The 17,701-nt window shown below is 65.5% G+C and carries 16 protein-coding genes; 8 read left to right on the forward strand and 8 right to left on the reverse strand.

Annotation, left to right across the window (positions count from 1 at the left end):
- The first annotated feature begins 1 nt into the window (after window position 1).
- From IP92_RS06255 to IP92_RS06265, 3 genes are read left to right on the forward strand one after another with little or no spacing between them, the layout of a single operon-like run.
- On the forward strand, window positions 2-787 hold the full coding sequence (locus IP92_RS06255; protein ID WP_145873673.1) for a flagellar biosynthetic protein FliR: 786 nt from the start codon (window positions 2-4) through the stop codon (window positions 785-787).
- Window positions 780-1,919: a flagellar type III secretion system protein FlhB gene (gene flhB, locus IP92_RS06260; RefSeq protein WP_145873674.1), complete on the forward strand. Its 1,140-nt coding sequence runs from the start codon at window positions 780-782 to the stop codon at window positions 1,917-1,919. The genes IP92_RS06255 and flhB overlap by 8 nt, the downstream gene beginning before the upstream one ends.
- Window positions 1,916-4,006, forward strand: coding sequence for a flagellar biosynthesis protein FlhA (locus tag IP92_RS06265; RefSeq protein ID WP_145873675.1), 2,091 nt, complete (start codon window positions 1,916-1,918; stop codon window positions 4,004-4,006). Before flhB ends, IP92_RS06265 begins: the two co-directional genes overlap by 4 nt.
- Before the next feature lie 182 nt (window positions 4,007-4,188).
- Here IP92_RS06265 and IP92_RS06270 read toward each other — a convergent pair whose 3' ends face one another.
- The 3 genes from IP92_RS06270 to IP92_RS06280 form a co-directional block, all read right to left on the reverse strand.
- On the reverse strand, window positions 4,189-4,719 hold the full coding sequence (locus IP92_RS06270; RefSeq protein WP_145873676.1) for a hypothetical protein: 531 nt from the start codon (window positions 4,717-4,719) through the stop codon (window positions 4,189-4,191).
- Window positions 4,720-4,847: 128 nt separating this feature from the next.
- Window positions 4,848-5,765: a flagellin N-terminal helical domain-containing protein gene (locus IP92_RS06275; protein WP_145873677.1), complete on the reverse strand. Its 918-nt coding sequence runs from the start codon at window positions 5,763-5,765 to the stop codon at window positions 4,848-4,850.
- A 191-nt stretch (window positions 5,766-5,956) separates the two neighbouring features.
- Window positions 5,957-7,585: an electron transfer flavoprotein-ubiquinone oxidoreductase gene (locus IP92_RS06280; protein WP_145874057.1), complete on the reverse strand. Its 1,629-nt coding sequence runs from the start codon at window positions 7,583-7,585 to the stop codon at window positions 5,957-5,959.
- Between the two features lie 206 nt (window positions 7,586-7,791).
- On the opposite strand from IP92_RS06280, the gene IP92_RS06285 reads away from it, so the two are divergent.
- On the forward strand, window positions 7,792-8,568 hold the full coding sequence (locus IP92_RS06285) for an SDR family oxidoreductase (RefSeq protein ID WP_145873678.1): 777 nt from the start codon (window positions 7,792-7,794) through the stop codon (window positions 8,566-8,568).
- Here IP92_RS06285 and IP92_RS06290 read toward each other — a convergent pair.
- Window positions 8,522-9,469 carry a LysR family transcriptional regulator gene (locus tag IP92_RS06290; protein WP_145873679.1) on the reverse strand — a complete coding sequence of 316 codons (948 nt, stop codon included), beginning with the start codon at window positions 9,467-9,469 and terminating at the stop codon, window positions 8,522-8,524. The genes IP92_RS06285 and IP92_RS06290 overlap by 47 nt on opposite strands.
- A gap of 107 nt (window positions 9,470-9,576) precedes the next feature.
- On the opposite strand from IP92_RS06290, the gene IP92_RS06295 reads away from it, so the two are divergent.
- Complete coding sequence (locus tag IP92_RS06295; protein ID WP_145873680.1) at window positions 9,577-9,969, forward strand: Rid family hydrolase; 393 nt, start codon at window positions 9,577-9,579, stop codon at window positions 9,967-9,969.
- A gap of 53 nt (window positions 9,970-10,022) precedes the next feature.
- Here IP92_RS06295 and IP92_RS06300 read toward each other — a convergent pair whose 3' ends face one another.
- Window positions 10,023-10,583 (reverse strand): PAS and helix-turn-helix domain-containing protein, encoded by a 561-nt coding sequence (locus IP92_RS06300; RefSeq protein ID WP_145873681.1) that lies wholly within the window; start codon window positions 10,581-10,583, stop codon window positions 10,023-10,025.
- 150 nt (window positions 10,584-10,733) lie between these two features.
- Between IP92_RS06300 and IP92_RS06305 the strand changes: the two genes are divergently transcribed.
- The 3 genes from IP92_RS06305 to IP92_RS06315 all read left to right on the forward strand — a co-directional run bounded on the left by IP92_RS06305 (window position 10,734) and on the right by IP92_RS06315 (window position 13,234).
- Window positions 10,734-11,432, forward strand: coding sequence for a CoA transferase subunit A (locus IP92_RS06305; RefSeq protein ID WP_145873682.1), 699 nt, complete (start codon window positions 10,734-10,736; stop codon window positions 11,430-11,432).
- A gap of 10 nt (window positions 11,433-11,442) precedes the next feature.
- Window positions 11,443-12,093, forward strand: coding sequence for a CoA transferase subunit B (locus IP92_RS06310; protein ID WP_145873683.1), 651 nt, complete (start codon window positions 11,443-11,445; stop codon window positions 12,091-12,093).
- Between the two features lie 157 nt (window positions 12,094-12,250).
- The gene (locus tag IP92_RS06315; protein ID WP_145873684.1) at window positions 12,251-13,234 is read left to right on the forward strand and encodes an IS1595 family transposase; all 984 of its coding nucleotides are present in this window, start codon (window positions 12,251-12,253) and stop codon (window positions 13,232-13,234) included.
- Between the two features lie 141 nt (window positions 13,235-13,375).
- On the opposite strand, the gene IP92_RS06320 is transcribed toward IP92_RS06315, so the two are convergent.
- The 3 genes from IP92_RS06320 to IP92_RS06330 form a co-directional block, all read right to left on the reverse strand.
- Window positions 13,376-15,532, reverse strand: a complete 2,157-nt coding sequence (locus tag IP92_RS06320) for a hypothetical protein (protein ID WP_145873685.1) — start codon at window positions 15,530-15,532, stop codon at window positions 13,376-13,378.
- On the reverse strand, window positions 15,532-16,191 hold the full coding sequence (locus IP92_RS06325) for a hypothetical protein (protein ID WP_145873686.1): 660 nt from the start codon (window positions 16,189-16,191) through the stop codon (window positions 15,532-15,534). Before IP92_RS06325 ends, IP92_RS06320 begins: the two co-directional genes overlap by 1 nt.
- Window positions 16,192-16,349: 158 nt before the next feature.
- Window positions 16,350-17,669, reverse strand: coding sequence for a dicarboxylate/amino acid:cation symporter (locus IP92_RS06330; protein ID WP_145873687.1), 1,320 nt, complete (start codon window positions 17,667-17,669; stop codon window positions 16,350-16,352).
- Between the last annotated feature and the right edge of the window lie 32 nt (window positions 17,670-17,701).

Below are 17,701 nucleotides of genomic sequence, written 5' to 3' on the forward strand. Positions count from 1 at the left end.
CATGGAACAGGTACTGGCCAATCTTCTCCCGCTGCTCAATGCGCTGTGGTGGCCCTTCGTGCGCGCGATGGCGCTGCTGTCGGCCGCGCCGGTGCTGGGCGAGGCGATGGTGCCGGTGACGATCCGCGTGCTTGCCTCCGTGACGCTGGCCGTGCTGATGCTGCCCGTGACGGGCAAGGTGCAGGTGATCGAGGACCCGTTCACGCTGGCGATGGTGGTGGCCACGGCGGGCGAGGCGATTCTCGGCTTCGCGCTGGGCCTCGCGTTCCACTTCGCGATGTCCGTCATCGGCGTGCTGGGCTACATCGTGTCGTCGCAGATGGGCTTTTCGATGGCGGTGATGAACGACCCGCTGAACGGCACGTCGTCCGACGTCGTCTCGGGTTTGCTCACCATGCTGTCCATCATCATCTTCTTCGCCATCGACGGCCACCTCGTGATCACCAACGTGATCGGCGCCAGCTTCAAGGCGTGGCCGCCCGGCTCGGGCCTGGGCGCGATGCTGCTGCAGACGATCGCGTGGAACGTGGCGTGGATCTTCTCGGCGGCGCTGCTGCTGGCGATCCCCGTCGTGTTCTCGACGGTCGTCGTGCAGATCGGCTTCGGCTTCCTGAACCGCGTGGCGCCGGCGCTGAACCTGTTCTCGCTGGGCTTTTCCGTCATCACGCTGTTCGGCCTCCTGATGCTGGGGCAGCTGGTGCGGTTCATTCCCGACCATTATTCGCGGATGACGGGGCAGGTGCTGGAAATGATCCGTCAACAAATGCAGGCGACAGGCCATGGCTGATACGGGCACCGGCGATAAAACCGAAAAGGCCTCACAGCAGAAGCTGAGGAAGGCGCGCGAGGAAGGCCAGGTCTCGCGCTCGCGCGATCTCGCCACCGCGATCGGCATCCTCGTCAGCCTGAAGCTGTTCGTGTTCCTGCTGCCCGATTACCTCGTCCAGTTCCGCGCGATCTTCTCGGCCAGCTTCGTGCCGCTGGACTCGACCGGCGCCCTGATGAACGCGATGTCGGACGTGTTCTACGAAGCCACGATGCTGCTGGTGAAGATGGTGGCGCCGCTGTTCGTCGTGCCGTTCTTCATCGTGCTCGGCTCGATGGTGCCGGGCGGCTGGGTGTTCAGCTCGAAGAACTTCATGCCGAAGTTCTCGAAGATGAGCCCCGTGGCCAACCTCGGCCGGCTGTTCTCCGGCAAGCACGGTTTCGAGCTGGGCATATCGATCGCCAAGGCATCGATCCTGATCGCGGTGCTGGTGCACATGGCCCGCTCGACGATCACCGACTACACGCGGCTGCAGTCGATGCCGCTGTCGCAGGCGATGGCCAACGGCGCGAGCCTGATGCTGGACGGCGTGATGGCGCTGGTGGCGATCTTCGTGCTGTTCGCCGTGATCGATGTGCCGGCGCAGGCATTCTTCTATGCGCGAAACCAGCGCATGAGCAAGCAGGACCTGAAGGAAGAGCACAAGAGCCAGGAAGGGCGGCCCGAAGTGAAGGGCCGCATCCGCCAGCTGCAGCGGGCGATGGCGCAGCGCGCCGCCCGCAAGACGGTGCCGTCGGCCGACGTCGTCGTCGTCAACCCCGAGCACTATGCGGTGGCGCTGAAGTACGACGAGAAGCGCGCCGAGGCGCCGTTCGTCGTGGCCAAGGGCGTCGACGAGATGGCGCTGTACATCCGCCGCATCGCCGAGGAGCACAGCGTGGAAGTGCTGCGCCTGGCACCGCTGGCGCGTGCCATCTACAATACGAGCCAGGTCAACCAGCAGATCCCCGTGCCGCTGTACCAGGCCGTGTCGCAGGTGCTGCACTACGTGCTGCAAATGAAGGCGTTCCGCGCCGGCGGACGCACCGCGCGCCCGGCGTTCCCCGATCAGATTGTCGTACCAACATCCATGAGTGAGGTTTCACCGTCATGAATTTCCTGAACTCCCTGGTGGCCGAACTGCGCCGCCACAAGTTCGCCACGCCGCTGTTCGTGATGTCCATCCTCGCGATGATCATCCTGCCGCTGCCGCCGATCCTCTTGGACGTGCTGTTCACGTTCAACATCGTGCTCGCGCTGATCGTGATCCTCGTGTCGGTGCAGGCCAAGCGCCCGCTGGACTTCTCCGTGTTCCCGACGGTGATCCTCGCCACGACGATGCTGCGGTTGACGCTGAACGTGGCATCCACCCGCGTCGTGCTGCTGCACGGCCACGAGGGCACGCATGCGGCCGGCCGGGTGATCGAATCGTTCGGTAACGTCGTCATCGGCGGCAATTTCGTCGTCGGCCTCGTCGTGTTCGTGATCCTGATGATCATTAACTTCGCGGTGGTGACGAAGGGCGCGGAGCGGATCTCGGAAGTGTCGGCGCGCTTCACGCTGGACGCGCTGCCGGGCAAGCAGATGGCGATCGACGCCGACCTGAACGCGGGCCTGATCAACCAGGAAAAAGCCCAGGTGCGCCGCAAGGAAGTGGCGATGGAAGCGGACTTCTACGGCGCGATGGACGGCGCCTCGAAGTTCGTGCGCGGCGACGCGGTCGCGTCGATCCTGGTCCTGATCATCAACATCGTCGGCGGTGTCGCGATCGGTTCGCTGATGCAGGACATGAGCTTCGGCGACGCGTTCCGCCAGTACGCGCTGCTGACGATCGGCGACGGCCTGGTGGCACAGATCCCGGCGCTGCTGCTGTCGGCCGCCGCCGCGATCATCGTCACCCGCGTCTCGGACGCCGGCGACTTCGAAGCGCAGGTGGGCAGCCAGCTGCTGGCCAACCCGAACGTGCTGTTCTCCGCCGCCGGCCTGATGGTGATCCTCGGTCTCGTGCCGGGCATGCCGTGGCTGCCGTTCCTGTCGTTCGCGGGCGCGCTCGGTTATGTCGGCTGGCGCATGCAGCAACGGGGCGTGGCGCTGCCGGACACCAGGCAGATCGAAGCCATCGAAGCCGTGCTGCGCGAGGACAAGGCGCCGGAGCTGGAGTGGCAAAGCCTGCCCGTCGTGCACCCGATGCAGGTGCTGCTGGGCTACAAGCTCGTCGGCCTGATCGACAAGGCGAACGGCGAGGTGCTGACGAAGCGCATCCGCGGTGTGCGGCAAAGCGTGTCCGAAGCGATGGGTATGGTGCTGCCGCCGATCGGCGTACGCGACGACCTGGGGCTGAAGCCGTCGCAATATTCCGTCGTGCTGGGCGGCGCGGTGATCGCCCAGGCCGAGGTGTTCCCGGATCGGCTGATGGCGATCCCGTCGCCGAACCTGTACGGCCAGATCGACGGCATTCCCGGCGTCGAGCCGGCCTATGGCATGCCGGTCGTGTGGATCGAACCTGGCGAAAAGGCGCAGGCACTGGGCTTGGGCTACCAGGTCGTCGAGGCACCGTCCGCGATCGCCACGCACCTGTCGAAACTGATCCGCGAATACCTGCCGGAACTGTTCCGCCATGACGACGTGGGCGCGCTGATGGAGCGCCTGACGGCGCTGGCGCCGAAGCTGGGCGGGGCGCTGGACAAGGCGCTGACGCACACCCAGCTCCTGCGCGTGTTCCGCGTGCTGCTGGCCGAGAACGTGTCGTTGAAGGACATCGTGCCGATCGCCACCACGCTGGTCGACAGCGCGGAAACGACGAAGGACCCGATCCTGCTAGCCGCCGAAGTGCGCTGCGCGCTGCGCCGCCAGATCGTCGCGGGCCTGTTCGGCCAGAAGAAGGAAATGCTGGCGTTTAACCTGGGCGGCGAGCTGGAAAACATGCTGCTGGGTTCCCTGAACCAGGCCCGCCAGTCCGGCAAGGTGGTGCTGGACAATTACCCGATCGACCCGCACCTGCTGGCGCAGCTGCAGGTGAACATGCCGGTGGCGCGCGAACAGATGAAGCAGCAGGCCACGCCGCCGCTGCTGCTGGTGCTGCCGCAGATCCGCCCGCTGCTGGCCCGTTACGCGCGGCTGTTCGCACCGGGACTGCACGTGCTGTCGTATAACGAGGTGCCGGAGAACCGCGAGGTTTCGATTATTGGTACCGTAGGGTAACCCAAGGGGGTCGCGACGCACCGCCTCGCGCCCGGGTTACGGCCCAGGCTTGCAAGCCTGGGCCTGGGGACACCATCCGATTTGACGCGGCGATTACCGGCGTCGGAAAGCACCGCTTCGCGCCCGGGTTACGGCCCAGGCTTCGATTTGACGCGGCGATTACCGGCGTCACGCGCCAACCTTTACTCCTCCTTCCTTGCCTCCGCCGGCGGCGCCTTCAGCCTCACCCGCGTGCCGGGACCACGTCCGCCGCCCGCGTCCACGGCGTAGACTTCGATCTCGATATCCATGTCGATGGCGGCCGACTGCGGACCCTCGAACAGGAACAAATCGAATGTCATCGCGCCATCCTCCACGGTGGCGGCCTGCGGCCCGCCTTCGTCCGCGATCGGGCCATTCTTCGGCACCACGAAACCAAAGCCGACCTCCCGCAACGGCGGCGCATCCGCGACGGGCCATTCTACCCTCAGCCTGGCGGTACCGGCCATGCAACGGCTGATGCGCGTGTAGTAATCGGCGGGTTCCGCGGGGACGCGCACGATCTGCTCGACGGTGACGCGCGGCGCCGGCAGGGTGCGGGCCGGCGGCGCGGCATCCCAGTCGTAGCCGGATGGCACGGTTGCCTTGAACGGATGGTAATTGCTGTAGAACAGGCAGGCGGAGGCGGGCATTGACGCCGCCAGCACCCACGCGGCCACGATCGTGCGGATCATCGGCGGCTCCCACGGCGGAAAATGCCAAGTTACCACGGCAAGCGGTTTCGGCGCCAGAAATACGAAAGCCAACCGATCGGTTGGCTTTCTTGGCTGAGCCGGCCGCGGCGGCCGGCGGTTCAGGCGAATTACTGCAGCAGGGACAGGACCAGCGACGACTGGCTGTTGGACTGCTTCAGCATCGCGGTGCCGGCTTGCAGCAGCATCTGGTTCGACGTCATCGAAGCCGATTCCGAAGCGAAGTCGACGTCCATGATGCGGCCGGTTGCGTTCTTCGTGTTCGTCGAGATGTTCGACAAGTTGTTGTAGACGTGGTCCAGGCGGTTCGACACTGCACCGATCTTCGAACGCAGGGCGGCAACGGAGTCGATCGCGGTTGCCAGCGTCTTGATCGTTGCGTTCGCGTTGTTTGCACCCGTCACCGAGTTCGGGGTGGCGGCGTTGTCGGAGATTTCGGTACCGGCAGCGGCAGCGGCTGCACCGGTGCCACCGTCGTACTGCTTGGCGGCCAGCAGGATGTCGCTGTGCACTTTGCCCAGTTCGACGGTGAAGTCAGCATTCATCTTCTCGTCCATGTCCGAACCGATCTGGAACGTGACTGCGGTGGACAGCTTGCCTTTGGCAGCGTCCGAGTTCAGCAGGGCGGTGCCACCGAACTTGGTGTTGGACATGATGTTGCCCAGTTCGTTCGACAGCGAGTCGAATTCAGCCTGCATTGCCTGCTGGTCGACGCCGGTCGAGGAACCGTCGGCTGCCTGGGTTGCCAGGTCTTTCATGCGGTTCAGGATGTTCGTCGTCTCGTCCAGCGCGCCTTCGGCGGTCTGCAGCATCGAGATCGAGTTCTGCGTGTTGCGCATTGCAACGCCCATGCCGCTGGTCTGGGTTTTCAGACGGGTAGCGATCTGCAGGCCAGCTGCGTCGTCCATTGCGGAGTTGATGCGGTAACCGGTCGACAGACGGGTCATCGAGGTCGACAGGCTCGATTGGGTACGCGAGATCGAGTTCTGTGCGGACAGTGCAGCGTTATTGGTGTGAAGGCTCAGCATTTTCGTTACTCCAGTTGGTTGGTTCGATTCAGAGCAGCTTTTCTGCGCTCTCATGAGTACAAGACGACCGCCCCGAACAGGACATTAAGTGCCGCATGGAAATTTTTGAGGATTTTTTTCGATTTTTTTTCCGAAGCAAAAACAACAACGCCGGGCGGACCCGGCGTTGTTGGCATGCGCTGTTGGCAAAATCACATGTTCGGATAGTTCGGTCCGCCGCCGCCTTCCGGCGTGACCCAGACGATGTTCTGGGTCGGGTCCTTGATGTCGCAGGTCTTGCAGTGCACGCAGTTCTGGGCGTTGATCTGCAGGCGGTCGGTGCCTTCGTCCGTCTTGACGAACTCGTACACGCCCGCCGGGCAGTAGCGCTGTTCCGGTCCCGCGTACTTGACCAGGTTCACGTCCACCGGCACGGAAGGATTCTTCAGCGTCAGGTGGATCGGCTGGTCCTCCGCATGATTCGTGTTCGAGATGAACACGGAGGACAGCTTGTCGAACGTCAGCTTGCCGTCCGGCTTGGGATAGACGATCGGCTTGAAGTTCGCGGCCGGCTTCAGGCATTCATGGTCCGCATGGCTGTGGTGCAGGGTCCACGGCGCCTTGCCGCGGAAGATGATCTGGTCGATCGCCGTCATCACGGAGCCATACAGCGTGCCCTTGTTCAGGTACTGTTTGACGTTGCGCGCCACGTGCAGCTCCTCGAACAGCCAGGAATTCTCGAACGCCGTCGGGTAGGCGGCCAGTTCGTCGTGCTGGCGGCTTTCGCCCAGCGCGGCCACCAGCGCTTCGGCGGCCAGCATGCCGGACTTGATCGCCGTGTGGCTGCCCTTGATGCGGCTCATGTTCAGGAAGCCGGCGTCGCAGCCGATCAGCGCGCCGCCCGGGAACACCAGCTTCGGCAGCGATTGCAGGCCGCCCGCCGTGATCGCCCGTGCGCCGTACGAGATGCGCTTGCCGCCCTCGAAGAAGCCACGGATCGCCGGGTGCGTCTTGTAGCGCTGGAATTCGTCGTACGGCGACAGGTACGGGTTTTCATAGTTCAGGCCGACCACGTAGCCGACGACGACCTGGTTGTTCTCCAGGTGGTACAGGAACGAGCCGCCATACGTGTCCCAATCCAGCGGCCAGCCCGTCGTGTGGACGACGAGGCCCGGCTGGTGCTTGGCGGGATCGATTTCCCACAGTTCCTTGATGCCGATGCCGTACGCCTGCGGGTCCTTGCCCTTGTTCAGGTCGTATTTGGCGATCAGCTGCTTGCCCAGGTGGCCGCGCGAGCCTTCCGCGAACAGCGTGTACTTGCCGTGCAGTTCCATGCCCAGCTGGAAGTCGGGGCCCGGCTCGCCATCGCGCTTGACGCCCATATTGCCGGTGGCGACGCCTTTCACGGAGCCATCGTCGTTGTACAGGATCTCGGCGGCGGGGAAGCCGGGGAAGATCTCGACACCTAGGCTTTCCGCCTGCTGGCCCAGCCAGCGCACGACGTTGCCGAGCGAGATCACGTAATTGCCGTGGTTTTCAAAGCACTTCGGCAGCGCGAAGTTCGGCGCCTTGTACGCCTTCGTTTCAGTCAGGAACAGCACGCGGTCTTCGGTGACGGGGGTGTTCAGCGGGGCGCCCAGTTCCTGCCAATTCGGGATCAGCTCGGTGATCGCGCGCGGGTCCATCACGGCGCCCGACAGGATGTGCGCGCCCAGCTCGCCGCCTTTTTCCAGCACGACCACGGAAATCTCCTGGCCCTTCTCCTGGGCCAGCTGCTTGATGCGGATCGCAGCCGACAAACCGGCCGGACCACCGCCGACGATCACCACGTCGTATTCCATCGCTTCGCGTGGGCCGTACTGTTCAACGAGATTAGTCATAGGATTTTTATAGGAATAGTCGAGTGAGGAAAATTAGCACGAGTGTGCTCTTTTTTCCATGCAAATGCAACGGCATTGTAGTAGATGTTCCCGTCTAATTTGGCCAATTGTGTAATATAGCGTGCAATATTGACGGCGCCGCGCCGTCCGACAAAAAGGAGCAAGTCGTGGGTTACGAAGTCAATTTCGAAGGGAAGATCGCGCTCGTGACGGGCGCTTCAAGCGGCCTTGGGGCCCGCTTCGCGAAGGTGCTGGCCGCGGCCGGCGCCCAGGTCGTGCTGGCATCGCGCCGTGTGGAACGCCTGAAGGAGCTGCGCGCCGAGATCGAGGCCGACGGTGGCGCCGCGCACGTCGTCGCGCTGGACGTCACGGATTACGCCAGCATCAAGTCGGCGATTGCCCATGCGGAAACGGAGGCGGGGCCGATCGACATCCTCGTCAACAACTCGGGCGTGTCGACGACGCAGCGGCTGATCGACGTCACGCCGGAAGACTACAGCTTCATCATGGATACCAACCTGCGCGGCGCGTTCTTCGTGGCCCAGGAAGCGGCCAAGCGGATGATCGCCCGCGCCAAGGGCGACCCGAAGAAGCAGCACCGCATCATCAATATCGCGTCGGTGGCCGGCATGCGCGTGCTGCCGCAGATCGGCGTGTATTGCATGAGCAAGGCCGGCGTGATCCAGATGACGAAGGCGATGGCGGTGGAGTGGGGCAAGTACGGCATCAACACGAACGCGATCTGCCCCGGCTACATCTCCACCGAGATCAACGAGGATTATTTCGCCAGCGAGCAGGGCCAGCGCCTGATCGAGATGCTGCCGCGCAAACGGCCCGGCAAGCCGGAAGACCTGGACGGCCTGCTGCTCCTGCTGGCCGGCGAAGACGCCCACTTCATCAACGGCGCGGTGATCGCGGCGGACGATGGGATGACGGCGCAATAGCGCCGCGCGCCGCCACCAGTTCGACGACCCAGTCGATGAACGCGCGCAGCGTCTTGCTGACGTAGGGCGTGGGCCGGTAGGCCAGGTACAGCGGCATCGGGTCGACGTGCCAGTCCTCGAACAGCGGCACGAGCGCGCCCGCGGTCACGTGGGCACGCGCCATGTACTGGGGCAGCCACAGCACCCCCAGGCCGGCGACGCCCGCCGCCAGATAGGCGTTGCCGTCGTCGATGCGCAGCAGATGGCGGCCCTGCACGGGCTGGCGCTCGCCGGCACGGTGCATCGCATACGGAAAACCATCGGCGCCCGCCGACCAGCGGTATGCGACGATGCGGTGGCTGCCGTCGCCCAGTTCCCGAGGATGGGCCGGCATGCCAACGCGCGCGAGATAGGCGGGGGCCGCATACACGCCCAGTTGCAGGTCGCCCAGGTGCCGCGCCACCAATGATTGGTCGGCCAGCTGGCCGCCGCGGATGACGCAATCGACGTTGTCGCTGATCAGGTCCACCTTGCGGTCGCTGGCGCCCAGGTCGAGCACGATGTCCGGGTAGCGCTCGTAAAAGCCGGGCAGGGCCGGGATCAGGATCGTCGTCGCCAGCGGGCTCGGCACATCGACCCGCAACACGCCTTGCGGCGCGGCGGCCGCACCCGGCAAGCCCGTTTCCACGTCGTCCAGTTCGGCCAGCAGGCGCACCACCCGTTCGTAATAGGCGGCGCCATCGGCCGTCACGTTCACTTGCCGCGTCGTGCGGTTGAGCAGCTTCACGCGCAGCCGCGCTTCCAGTTGCTGCACCAGCTGCGTCACCGTCGCCCGGCTCATGTGCAGCGTGTGCGCGGCCTTCGTGAAGCTGCCTGCCTCGACAACGCGGACGAACGCCTGCATCGCATCGAACCGATCCATTTCTCCTCCTTATTGATTGGATTATACAAACAGTCTTGGCGTCACTTGCTCATTTATCGATGCCAAAGGAGGCGCTACGCTGTGCACTTCAACCAAAGGAGTGAGCGATGACTGTACGAGACGTAGTGTTCCCGCCGGGCCGGCAGGCCCTGTATGAAAAGAACCGTTATTCGCCGGCCGTGCGCGCGAATGGCTTGCTGTTCGTGTCCGGCCAGGTGGGTAGCCGCGAGGACGGCTCGCCCGAGCCGGAGCTGGACGCCCAGGTGCGGCGCGCGTTCGCGAACCTGAACGCGATCCTGGCGGCAGCGGGCTGTTCGTTCGACGACGTGGTGGATGTGACCGTCTTCATCGTCGACCCGGAACAGCGCTTCGAGCGCATCTGGGCCGTGGCCCAGGAGTTCTGGGGCGGCCCGCCGCATCCCACGGTGACGGCCGTCGGCGTCACGTGGTTGTATGGATTCCAGTTCGAGATCAAGGCGATCGCGAAGCTGCGGGACTGAGGAATCAAGGACTTGGAAAATGGGGCCGTCCCCACTTTCCGGGAAACGGTGCGCTAGCGGGTCATGCCGACCAGCTTGTGCACCAGCTCGGACGATGTCGCGGCACCGAACTTGCGCATCAGCTTGGCGCGATGCATTTCCACCGTGCGCGGCGACAGGTCCGTCTCGCGGGCGATCATCTTGCTGGTCTTGCCTTCGACGAGGAAGGCGGCGATCTCCCGTTCGCGCGGCGTCAGTTCGGCCGACACGGGCCGCTTCTCGGACACGTCCTCGAACGTCCACACGCCGGGACCCAGCGGGTCCTGCGGGTCGAGCGCGCGGCCCGTCACGTGGCACCAGAACAGCTCGCCGCTGGCGCGGCGCATGATGCGCTCGTCCGAGTAGCGGCCGCGCGCGTTCATGATCGGGATGATGCGGTGGCCCGTGCGCAGGAATTCATCCATCGTCGGGTACAGCACGGCGAACGACTCGCCGTCCAGCGCGCCGTGGCGGTAGCCGAACATCTGCGTCAGCGCGTCGTTGGACGACTGGATCACGCGGTTGACGGAGATGCACATTCCCACCGGCGCGAACCGGAAGATGGTTTCATAATCGATTTCGTACGGGGCATTCATCAGCAGCTTGTCTCGAACTTTCTTCTTTATCCCTCTTATGTATGACAGGTATTTCTACGGTATTGTACTTTCCGTGCCCGTCACCTATTCTGGTACCCCTCGAAGGGGGATACCATACCGCCTAGCTTATCAAAAAAGGAAGGGGGCACAATGAACAAAGTTTATCCGGACGCCCAGTCCGCCCTGGCCGGCATCGTGCAGGACGGCCAGACGATCGCCGTCGGCGGTTTCGGCCTGTGCGGCATTCCCGAGGCGCTGATCCTCGCGCTGCGCGATTCGGGCGTGAAGGGGCTGACGGCCATCTCCAACAACGCCGGCGTGGACGGCTTCGGCCTCGGCCAGCTGCTGGAAACGCGCCAGATCAGGAAGATGATCGCCTCCTACGTAGGCGAGAACAAGGAGTTCGCGCGCCAGTACCTGGCCGGCGAACTGGAACTGGAATTCACGCCGCAAGGCACGCTGGCCGAGAAGCTGCGCGCCGGCGGTGCCGGCATCCCCGCGTTCTTCACGAAGACTGGCGTGGGCACGATCGTTGCCGACGGCAAGGAGATCCGCGAATTCGACGGCGAACGCTACGTGATGGAGCGCAGCCTCGTCGCCGACGTCGCGCTGGTGAAGGCGTGGAAGGCCGACAAGGCGGGCAACCTCATCTACCGCAAGACGGCGCGCAACTTCAACCCGAACGTGGCCGCCGCGGGCAAGATCACGGTCGTCGAAGTGGAGGAGCTGCTCGAAGTGGGCGAGATCGATCCGGACGCCGTGCACACCCCCGGCATCTTCGTGCACCGCATCGTGCACAACCCGCATCCGGAAAAACGTATCGAACAGCGCACCGTGCGCGCCGCCTGAGGAGAAGAACATGGCATGGACTCGTGATCAAATGGCCGCGCGCGCGGCCAAGGAGCTGCAGGACGGCTTCTATGTGAACCTGGGCATCGGCCTGCCGACATTGGTGGCGAACTATGTGCCGTCCGATATCGAGGTGTTCCTGCAGTCGGAAAACGGCCTGCTCGGCATTGGCCCGTTCCCTACCGAGGAAGAAGTCGACGCGGACCTGATCAACGCCGGCAAGCAGACGGTGACGGCGCTGCCCGGCTCGGCCTACTTCAGCTCGGCCGACTCGTTCGGCATGATCCGCGGCGGCAAGATCAACCTGGCGATCCTGGGCGCGATGCAGGTGTCGGAGCAGGGCGACCTGGCGAACTGGATGATCCCCGGGAAGATGGTCAAGGGCATGGGCGGCGCGATGGACCTGGTGGCCGGCGTGAAGAAGGTCGTCGTGCTGATGGAGCACGTGGCCACCGCCAAGGACGGCACGACGTCGCACAAGATCCTCAAGGAGTGCAACCTGCCGCTGACGGGTGTCGGCGTCGTCGACCTGATCATCACCGACCTGGGCGTGATGGAAGTGACGGACAAGGGCTTGAAGGTGACCGAGCTGGCGCCGGAAGTGACGCGGGAGCAGATCGCCGCCGCGACGGGCGTGGAGCTGGATTTCTCGGCGCTGTAACGCCGCGTTCGCGCGAAGAAAAAAAGCCTGCCGGGTGCTGCCCGGCAGGCTTTTTTTTTAGTAGAAGGCGCTGTGCCCCGGCCGTGTTGGAACGAACTGAACTTTTCTCCTGTCGCGTTGTCTCAGCAGTATCGATGGCAGCGATACGGAGGCGGCAATGGACAAGGGCAAGTTCGAGCGGTTTCTGGGACGGTTGCGGCTGCAGCTAGAAAAGCTCACGCGCCAGCAGGTCGGCCGCACGCAGGACGAGGTTGCGGCCCATGCGGCGCGCTGGCAGTGCCTGGACATCATCGAGGCCTTCGGAAGGCTGCGCAGGAAGTGCCCGCACTGCGGCCACGCGCGCTTTCACCGGCACGGCTACACGTCCGGCCTGCAACGCTATCGCTGCCTCCGCTGCACCCACACGTTCTCGGCGCTGACCAACACGCCGTTGCTTCACCTGCGCCGGCGCGACCGCTGGCTGCCCTACCTGCAATGCATGCTCGATACGCGCACGGTACGGGCATCGGCAACAAAAGTCGGCATCCATCGCAACACGAGTTTTCGCTGGCGCCACCGCTTCCTGGTTCGCGTGGTGCATGACCGGCCGATTCCGTTGAAGGGCATCGTAGAGGCCGATGAGACGTACCTGCTTGAATCGCAGAAGGGCTCGCGCTGCCTGAACCGGCCGGCCAGAAGACGTGGCGGCGTGGCGCACAGCCGCGGCATCACGAAGGAGCACGACTGCATCCTTGTCTTGCGCGATCGCGGCGGACAAACGCGCGACTGGTGGACGGGGCGTGGCCCCGTCACCAGCAAGCAGTTGTCGTGGGGCCTGCCGGCGGCGCTGGATGAGGACGTCGTGCTGGTAACCGATGGCGCGAAGGCCTATCGCACCTTCATCGCCGCGTATCCGTTTGCCCACGTGCCGCTGAACCTCGCGGCCGGCATCCGCTCTCGCGGCCCGTACCACCTGCAGAACGTGAACAACTACCACAGCCGCTTCAAGACCTGGCTGCGCACTTTCCTCGGCGTGGCCAGTCGCTACCTGCCGAACTACCTGGGCTGGCGCCATGCGCTGGACGGCGGCAGGATCACGACGCCGGCAGGGCTGCTCAAGTCGGCGCTGGGCCTGCGCACCACCACGGCAGCAAGTCATTGAGCCAGCGCACACCACGGCATCGGAACGCGCGATGATCGGGGAACCGCCGAACGGTGGCGGCAGCCTTTCAATCATCAATCCAAAAGGGGAGCGAAAGGAAAGGTCGCAAGCAGCCTCACCAACACGTTCGGGTGACAGCGCCTAGTAGAAGTAGGGCGTCTTCCTGGCCCACTCGTTGCCCGGCCAGCGCTTGTGCAGCACACCATGCGCCTTTTTCGACAGCTGCTTCGCATCGCCGTCCAGGCAGCCGCCGCGGGTGGACGCGACCACCACGTGCAGCAGCCAGGGCAGCTCCGGATCGGCCGGCTGCCGCGCCACCCACTCCAGCACGTCGTCGCCCACGGTGCCGGTCGCCGTCTTCAGCGCCTGCAAGCCACCTTGCTCCCGCTGCCGCGCCGCGCTGTCGCCGGCCGATGGGGGCGCCGGCAGCCGCCAGGCGAACGCCCGCGCACCGTCGGGTGCCGGCCGGAACGAGCACCAGCCGGATGCCGTCACGTCGTCCGGCGCCATGGCCTTGACGGGGCCGGCGTACATCGTCAGCTGCGCGGCGAGCCCGAAGCGCATCGACTCGACCAGCATCGCATGGCGCGCCTCGTCGCTCGAAGGCGCGCGCTGGTAGCGCGCCAGGCCAGGCGCCATGGCCGGCACGAGTTCGGCCAGCAGCGTGGCCGCGCGCTTGCCGTCGCCGGCATTGCCCAGCAACGCGGCGCGCATCCACGCCGCGCCGGCGACCCGCGCGCGCAGGTCCACCGGCAGCGCCGTGTCGCCGGCCAGCTCGATCAGGTCGGCCACGGCCAGCCGGTCGTTCAGCCAGCGCAGGCCGTCGTCGTTGAGCGCATCTTCCTGCACTACCCCGCGTTCGCCGTAGTCGATATTGGTGCGCAGCAGGAAGCGGCCGGCGTCGCGCACGGAGGTGGCCGCGGCGAAGCGCTCTTCGCGGAACAGGTTGCGGGTGGCGGGAGACAGCGCTCGCCGCAGCGCCTCGTCCGCGAGCGTGCGCGTCGCGTCGGCCCGGCCGGCCAGGCGCGCCAGACGGGCCAGCTGATAGCGCGCCGTCACCCAGGCCGGATAGTCCGGGCCGATCGCCAGCGCCGCGCGCTCCACGTCGGCCGGGATGGCCTGGCTCAGCATCAGCGTCGCGACCAGCCATGGCCGGGCCGCCGTCTTGCGCCAGCGCTCCAGTGCATGGGCTCCCGGCGCTGCGCAGTCGTCCTTGCCGGCGCACTCGCGTACCGTTTCGATCCAGTCGACGAAATCGTGCTTGCCGCGCAGTGTGGCGGGATGGTGGCCGTCCATCAGCAAGGCCCAATCGCCCAGCCGGTCCTCGATAAATGGATCGGCCCTTGGACTGTCCAGGTGGCGGCTCAACTCGGCCAGGCGGCTGTCCGGCGTCAGGCCGAAGCGCATCGCGCGCAGCAGGGCGCGAGTGGCCTCGTGCAGCGGCGTCAACGCGGCGTCGCCAAGGATTCGGGCGCCGCGCGCCTCGAGCTCACTGGCCTGCTGCTCGCGCCGCGCTTCGTCCGTATCCTTGGCCGCGGCGACGGCACGCCGGATGTCCGCGCGCAGCGCCAGATAGCGGCCCAGCGCCTGCATCGGATGGCCGCGCGTGGCGCCGATGCGCTCGAACAGCGCGGCGCTCTCCGCATAACGTTGCGCATGGAAGTACCATGCGGCGCGCTGGTACTCGCGCACCTGGCGCCAGTAGGCCGGTTCGCTGTCGGGCAGCGCGGGAGGCATCGTCAACTGCGCCGGCTTGGCGTCGCCGAAGCGGTAGCGCGCGTCCTGCGTTTCCTGGCATGCCGCACCGACCTGCTGCTGCGCGATGATCCATGCATCGAGCCGGGCCGGCGTCGCATCCGGCCGGGCCGCCGCTGCGTCGAGCGTATGCACCGCATGCGTGATGGCGGTGGCGGGGCAGGCGGCGATCTTGCGCACTTCGGGGTCGTCGCCATCGCTGCGCAGCGCTTTCGCCAGGCGGCTGATCAGCGGCGCAGCGCCGGTTTCGTCCGGCTCCGACCAGCCGTAGCCGAACGCGCTGCCGTCGGCGCGCGCCAGGCCACCTTCCATGCCGGGCGACCGTGCCGCTTTCGGGCCCAGCATCATCGCGCGCCACGCCGAGTACAGGTACACGCGGCGCATGCCCGGCTGGATCACGCCCAGCTCGCCCGCCTGGAAGCGGGGCAGCGCGATGTCCGGTGCGCGGTACGCCTTGAACAGCGTATAACTGGGGCCATAATCGCCGCTGGCCAGCGCCTGGGCGGCGGCGGCGCACAGCATGGCCGCAAGCAGTTTCCTCATCACTTCTGTTGCCATCCTTTCTCATCGAACCAATAGGTGCGCCGGTAGCGCCGTGTCACGTCTTGCGTATAGGGTTCCTGCCGCGAGAAGCCGGCGGCGGTGGCGCGGCAGGCGGGGTGCAGCAGTTGCGGCTGGTCGGCCACGATGCCGCGCAGCGCCACGTTGTCGCGCCCCATGCGGAAGAACATCGGCACCACTTCATCCACCGGCAGGTCGTCCAGCCAGTTCGGCGAGCGGCACCACCAGGCGAGCGCCGTCACGCTCAGCTTGATCCCGGCCGGCAGCGCGGTCCGCACCTGCTGCACGAGCATGCGGTAGTCGGCGCGGTGCGACGGCCGCGCTTCCAGGTCGAGCTGCACCCAGCCGGACGTGGACGCGCGCGCGGCCGACCGCATCGCAGCCAGCACGACGGCTTGCGCATGCTGCAGCGTGCGCGGCGGGCGGATCGGATCGATCTCCACATGCACGACCGGCACGACGGCGGTTCGCACCGGTAGGCGGCGCGGTTGCGCGCCGGGGCGCACTAGCACCTTGTCGCCGGCCAGCCAGATGTGCCGGTCCACCACGGCCACGGTCTGCGACCAGGCGGGCACCGGCGCATCGCGCCACAGCCAGGCGATGGCGGTGGGAGGAACCTCGAGGACAGGCGGTGCGAACATCGGTGGCGGTGTGACGAACGGGGGCCGTAGGATAGCAGTACGATGGCGGCAAAAGACTCACCATTTGTCACGATGGTAAACGCAAACGGCCCCGCACTGGCGGGGCCGTTTGCTTGCCGGAAGAGAGGGCTTACTTCCGCGGGCTTACTTGCGGGGGCTTACTTGCCCACGGCCCTCAGGATCGGGGCCGGTGCGGCGTCCGCGACGACCGCTTCGTCAGCGAGCGACGGGTTGGCCAGCTCGCGGGTCAGCGTTGCCGTATCGAGCTCGCCTTCCCACTTCGACACGACGATCGCCGCGACGCCGTTGCCGACGAAGTTCGTCAGCGCGCGGCATTCGCTCATGAAGCGGTCGATGCCGAGGATTAGCGCCATGCCGGCCACCGGAATCGTCGGCACGACGGCCAGTGTGGCGGCCAGCGTGATGAAGCCGGCGCCGGTGATGCCGGAGGCACCCTTCGACGTCAGCATCGCCACGCCGAGGATCGTCAGTTCCTGCATCAGCGTCAGGTCGGTGTTGGTCGCCTGGGCCACGAACAGCGCCGCCATCGTCATGTAGATGTTGGTGCCGTCCAGGTTGAACGAGTAGCCGGTCGGCACGACGAGGCCGACGACGGGCTTGGAGGCGCCCAGCTTCTGCAGCTTCGTCATCAGCGACGGCAGCGCGCTTTCCGACGAGCTGGTGCCCAGCACGATCAGCAGTTCTTCCTTGATGTAGGCGATGAAGCGCACGATCGAGAAGCCGGTGAACTTCGCGATCGAACCGAGCACGATGAACACGAACAGGAAGCAGGTCAGGTAGAACGAACCCATCAGCTTGGCCAGCGGCAGCAGCGAGGCGATGCCGTATTTGCCGATCGTGAAGGCCATCGCGCCGAATGCGCCGATCGGGGCGGCCTTCATGATGATGTTGACCATGCCGAAGATCGCGGCGCCGGCCTGGTCGATCAGATGCGCCACCGGCTTGCCGCGCTCACCGAGGAGCGACAGCGCGAAGCCGAACAGCACGGAGATCAGCAGTACCTGCAGGATGTCGCCTTTCGCGAACGCGTCCACCACCGTGTTCGGGATGATGTTCATCACGAAGTCCACGGTGGACTGGTGCGACGCCTTTTCGGTGTATTGGGCGATCGCCTTGGTATCCAACGTGGCGGGGTCGGCGTTGAAGCCGGCGCCGGGCTTGAGGATGTTGGCGACGAACAGGCCGATCACCAGCGCGAACGTCGAGACGACCTCGAAGTACAGCAGGGCCTTGCCGCCGACGCGGCCGATCTTCTTCACGTCCTGCATGCCGGCGATGCCGGAAACGACGGTACAGAAGATCACCGGCGCGATGATCATCTTGATCAGCTTGATGAAGCCATCGCCCAGCGGTTTCATCGCGACGGCGTCCGACGGCAGGTAGATACCCAGCAGCACGCCCACGAAGATCGCGAACAGTACCTGGACATACAGGATCTTATAAAACGGTTTTTTCATGATGGTGGTCTCCGAATGCTGGCAGCCATCAT

This window comes from Pseudoduganella flava (assembly GCF_007830495.1).
Lineage (GTDB): Bacteria > Pseudomonadota > Gammaproteobacteria > Burkholderiales > Burkholderiaceae_D > Rugamonas > Rugamonas flava.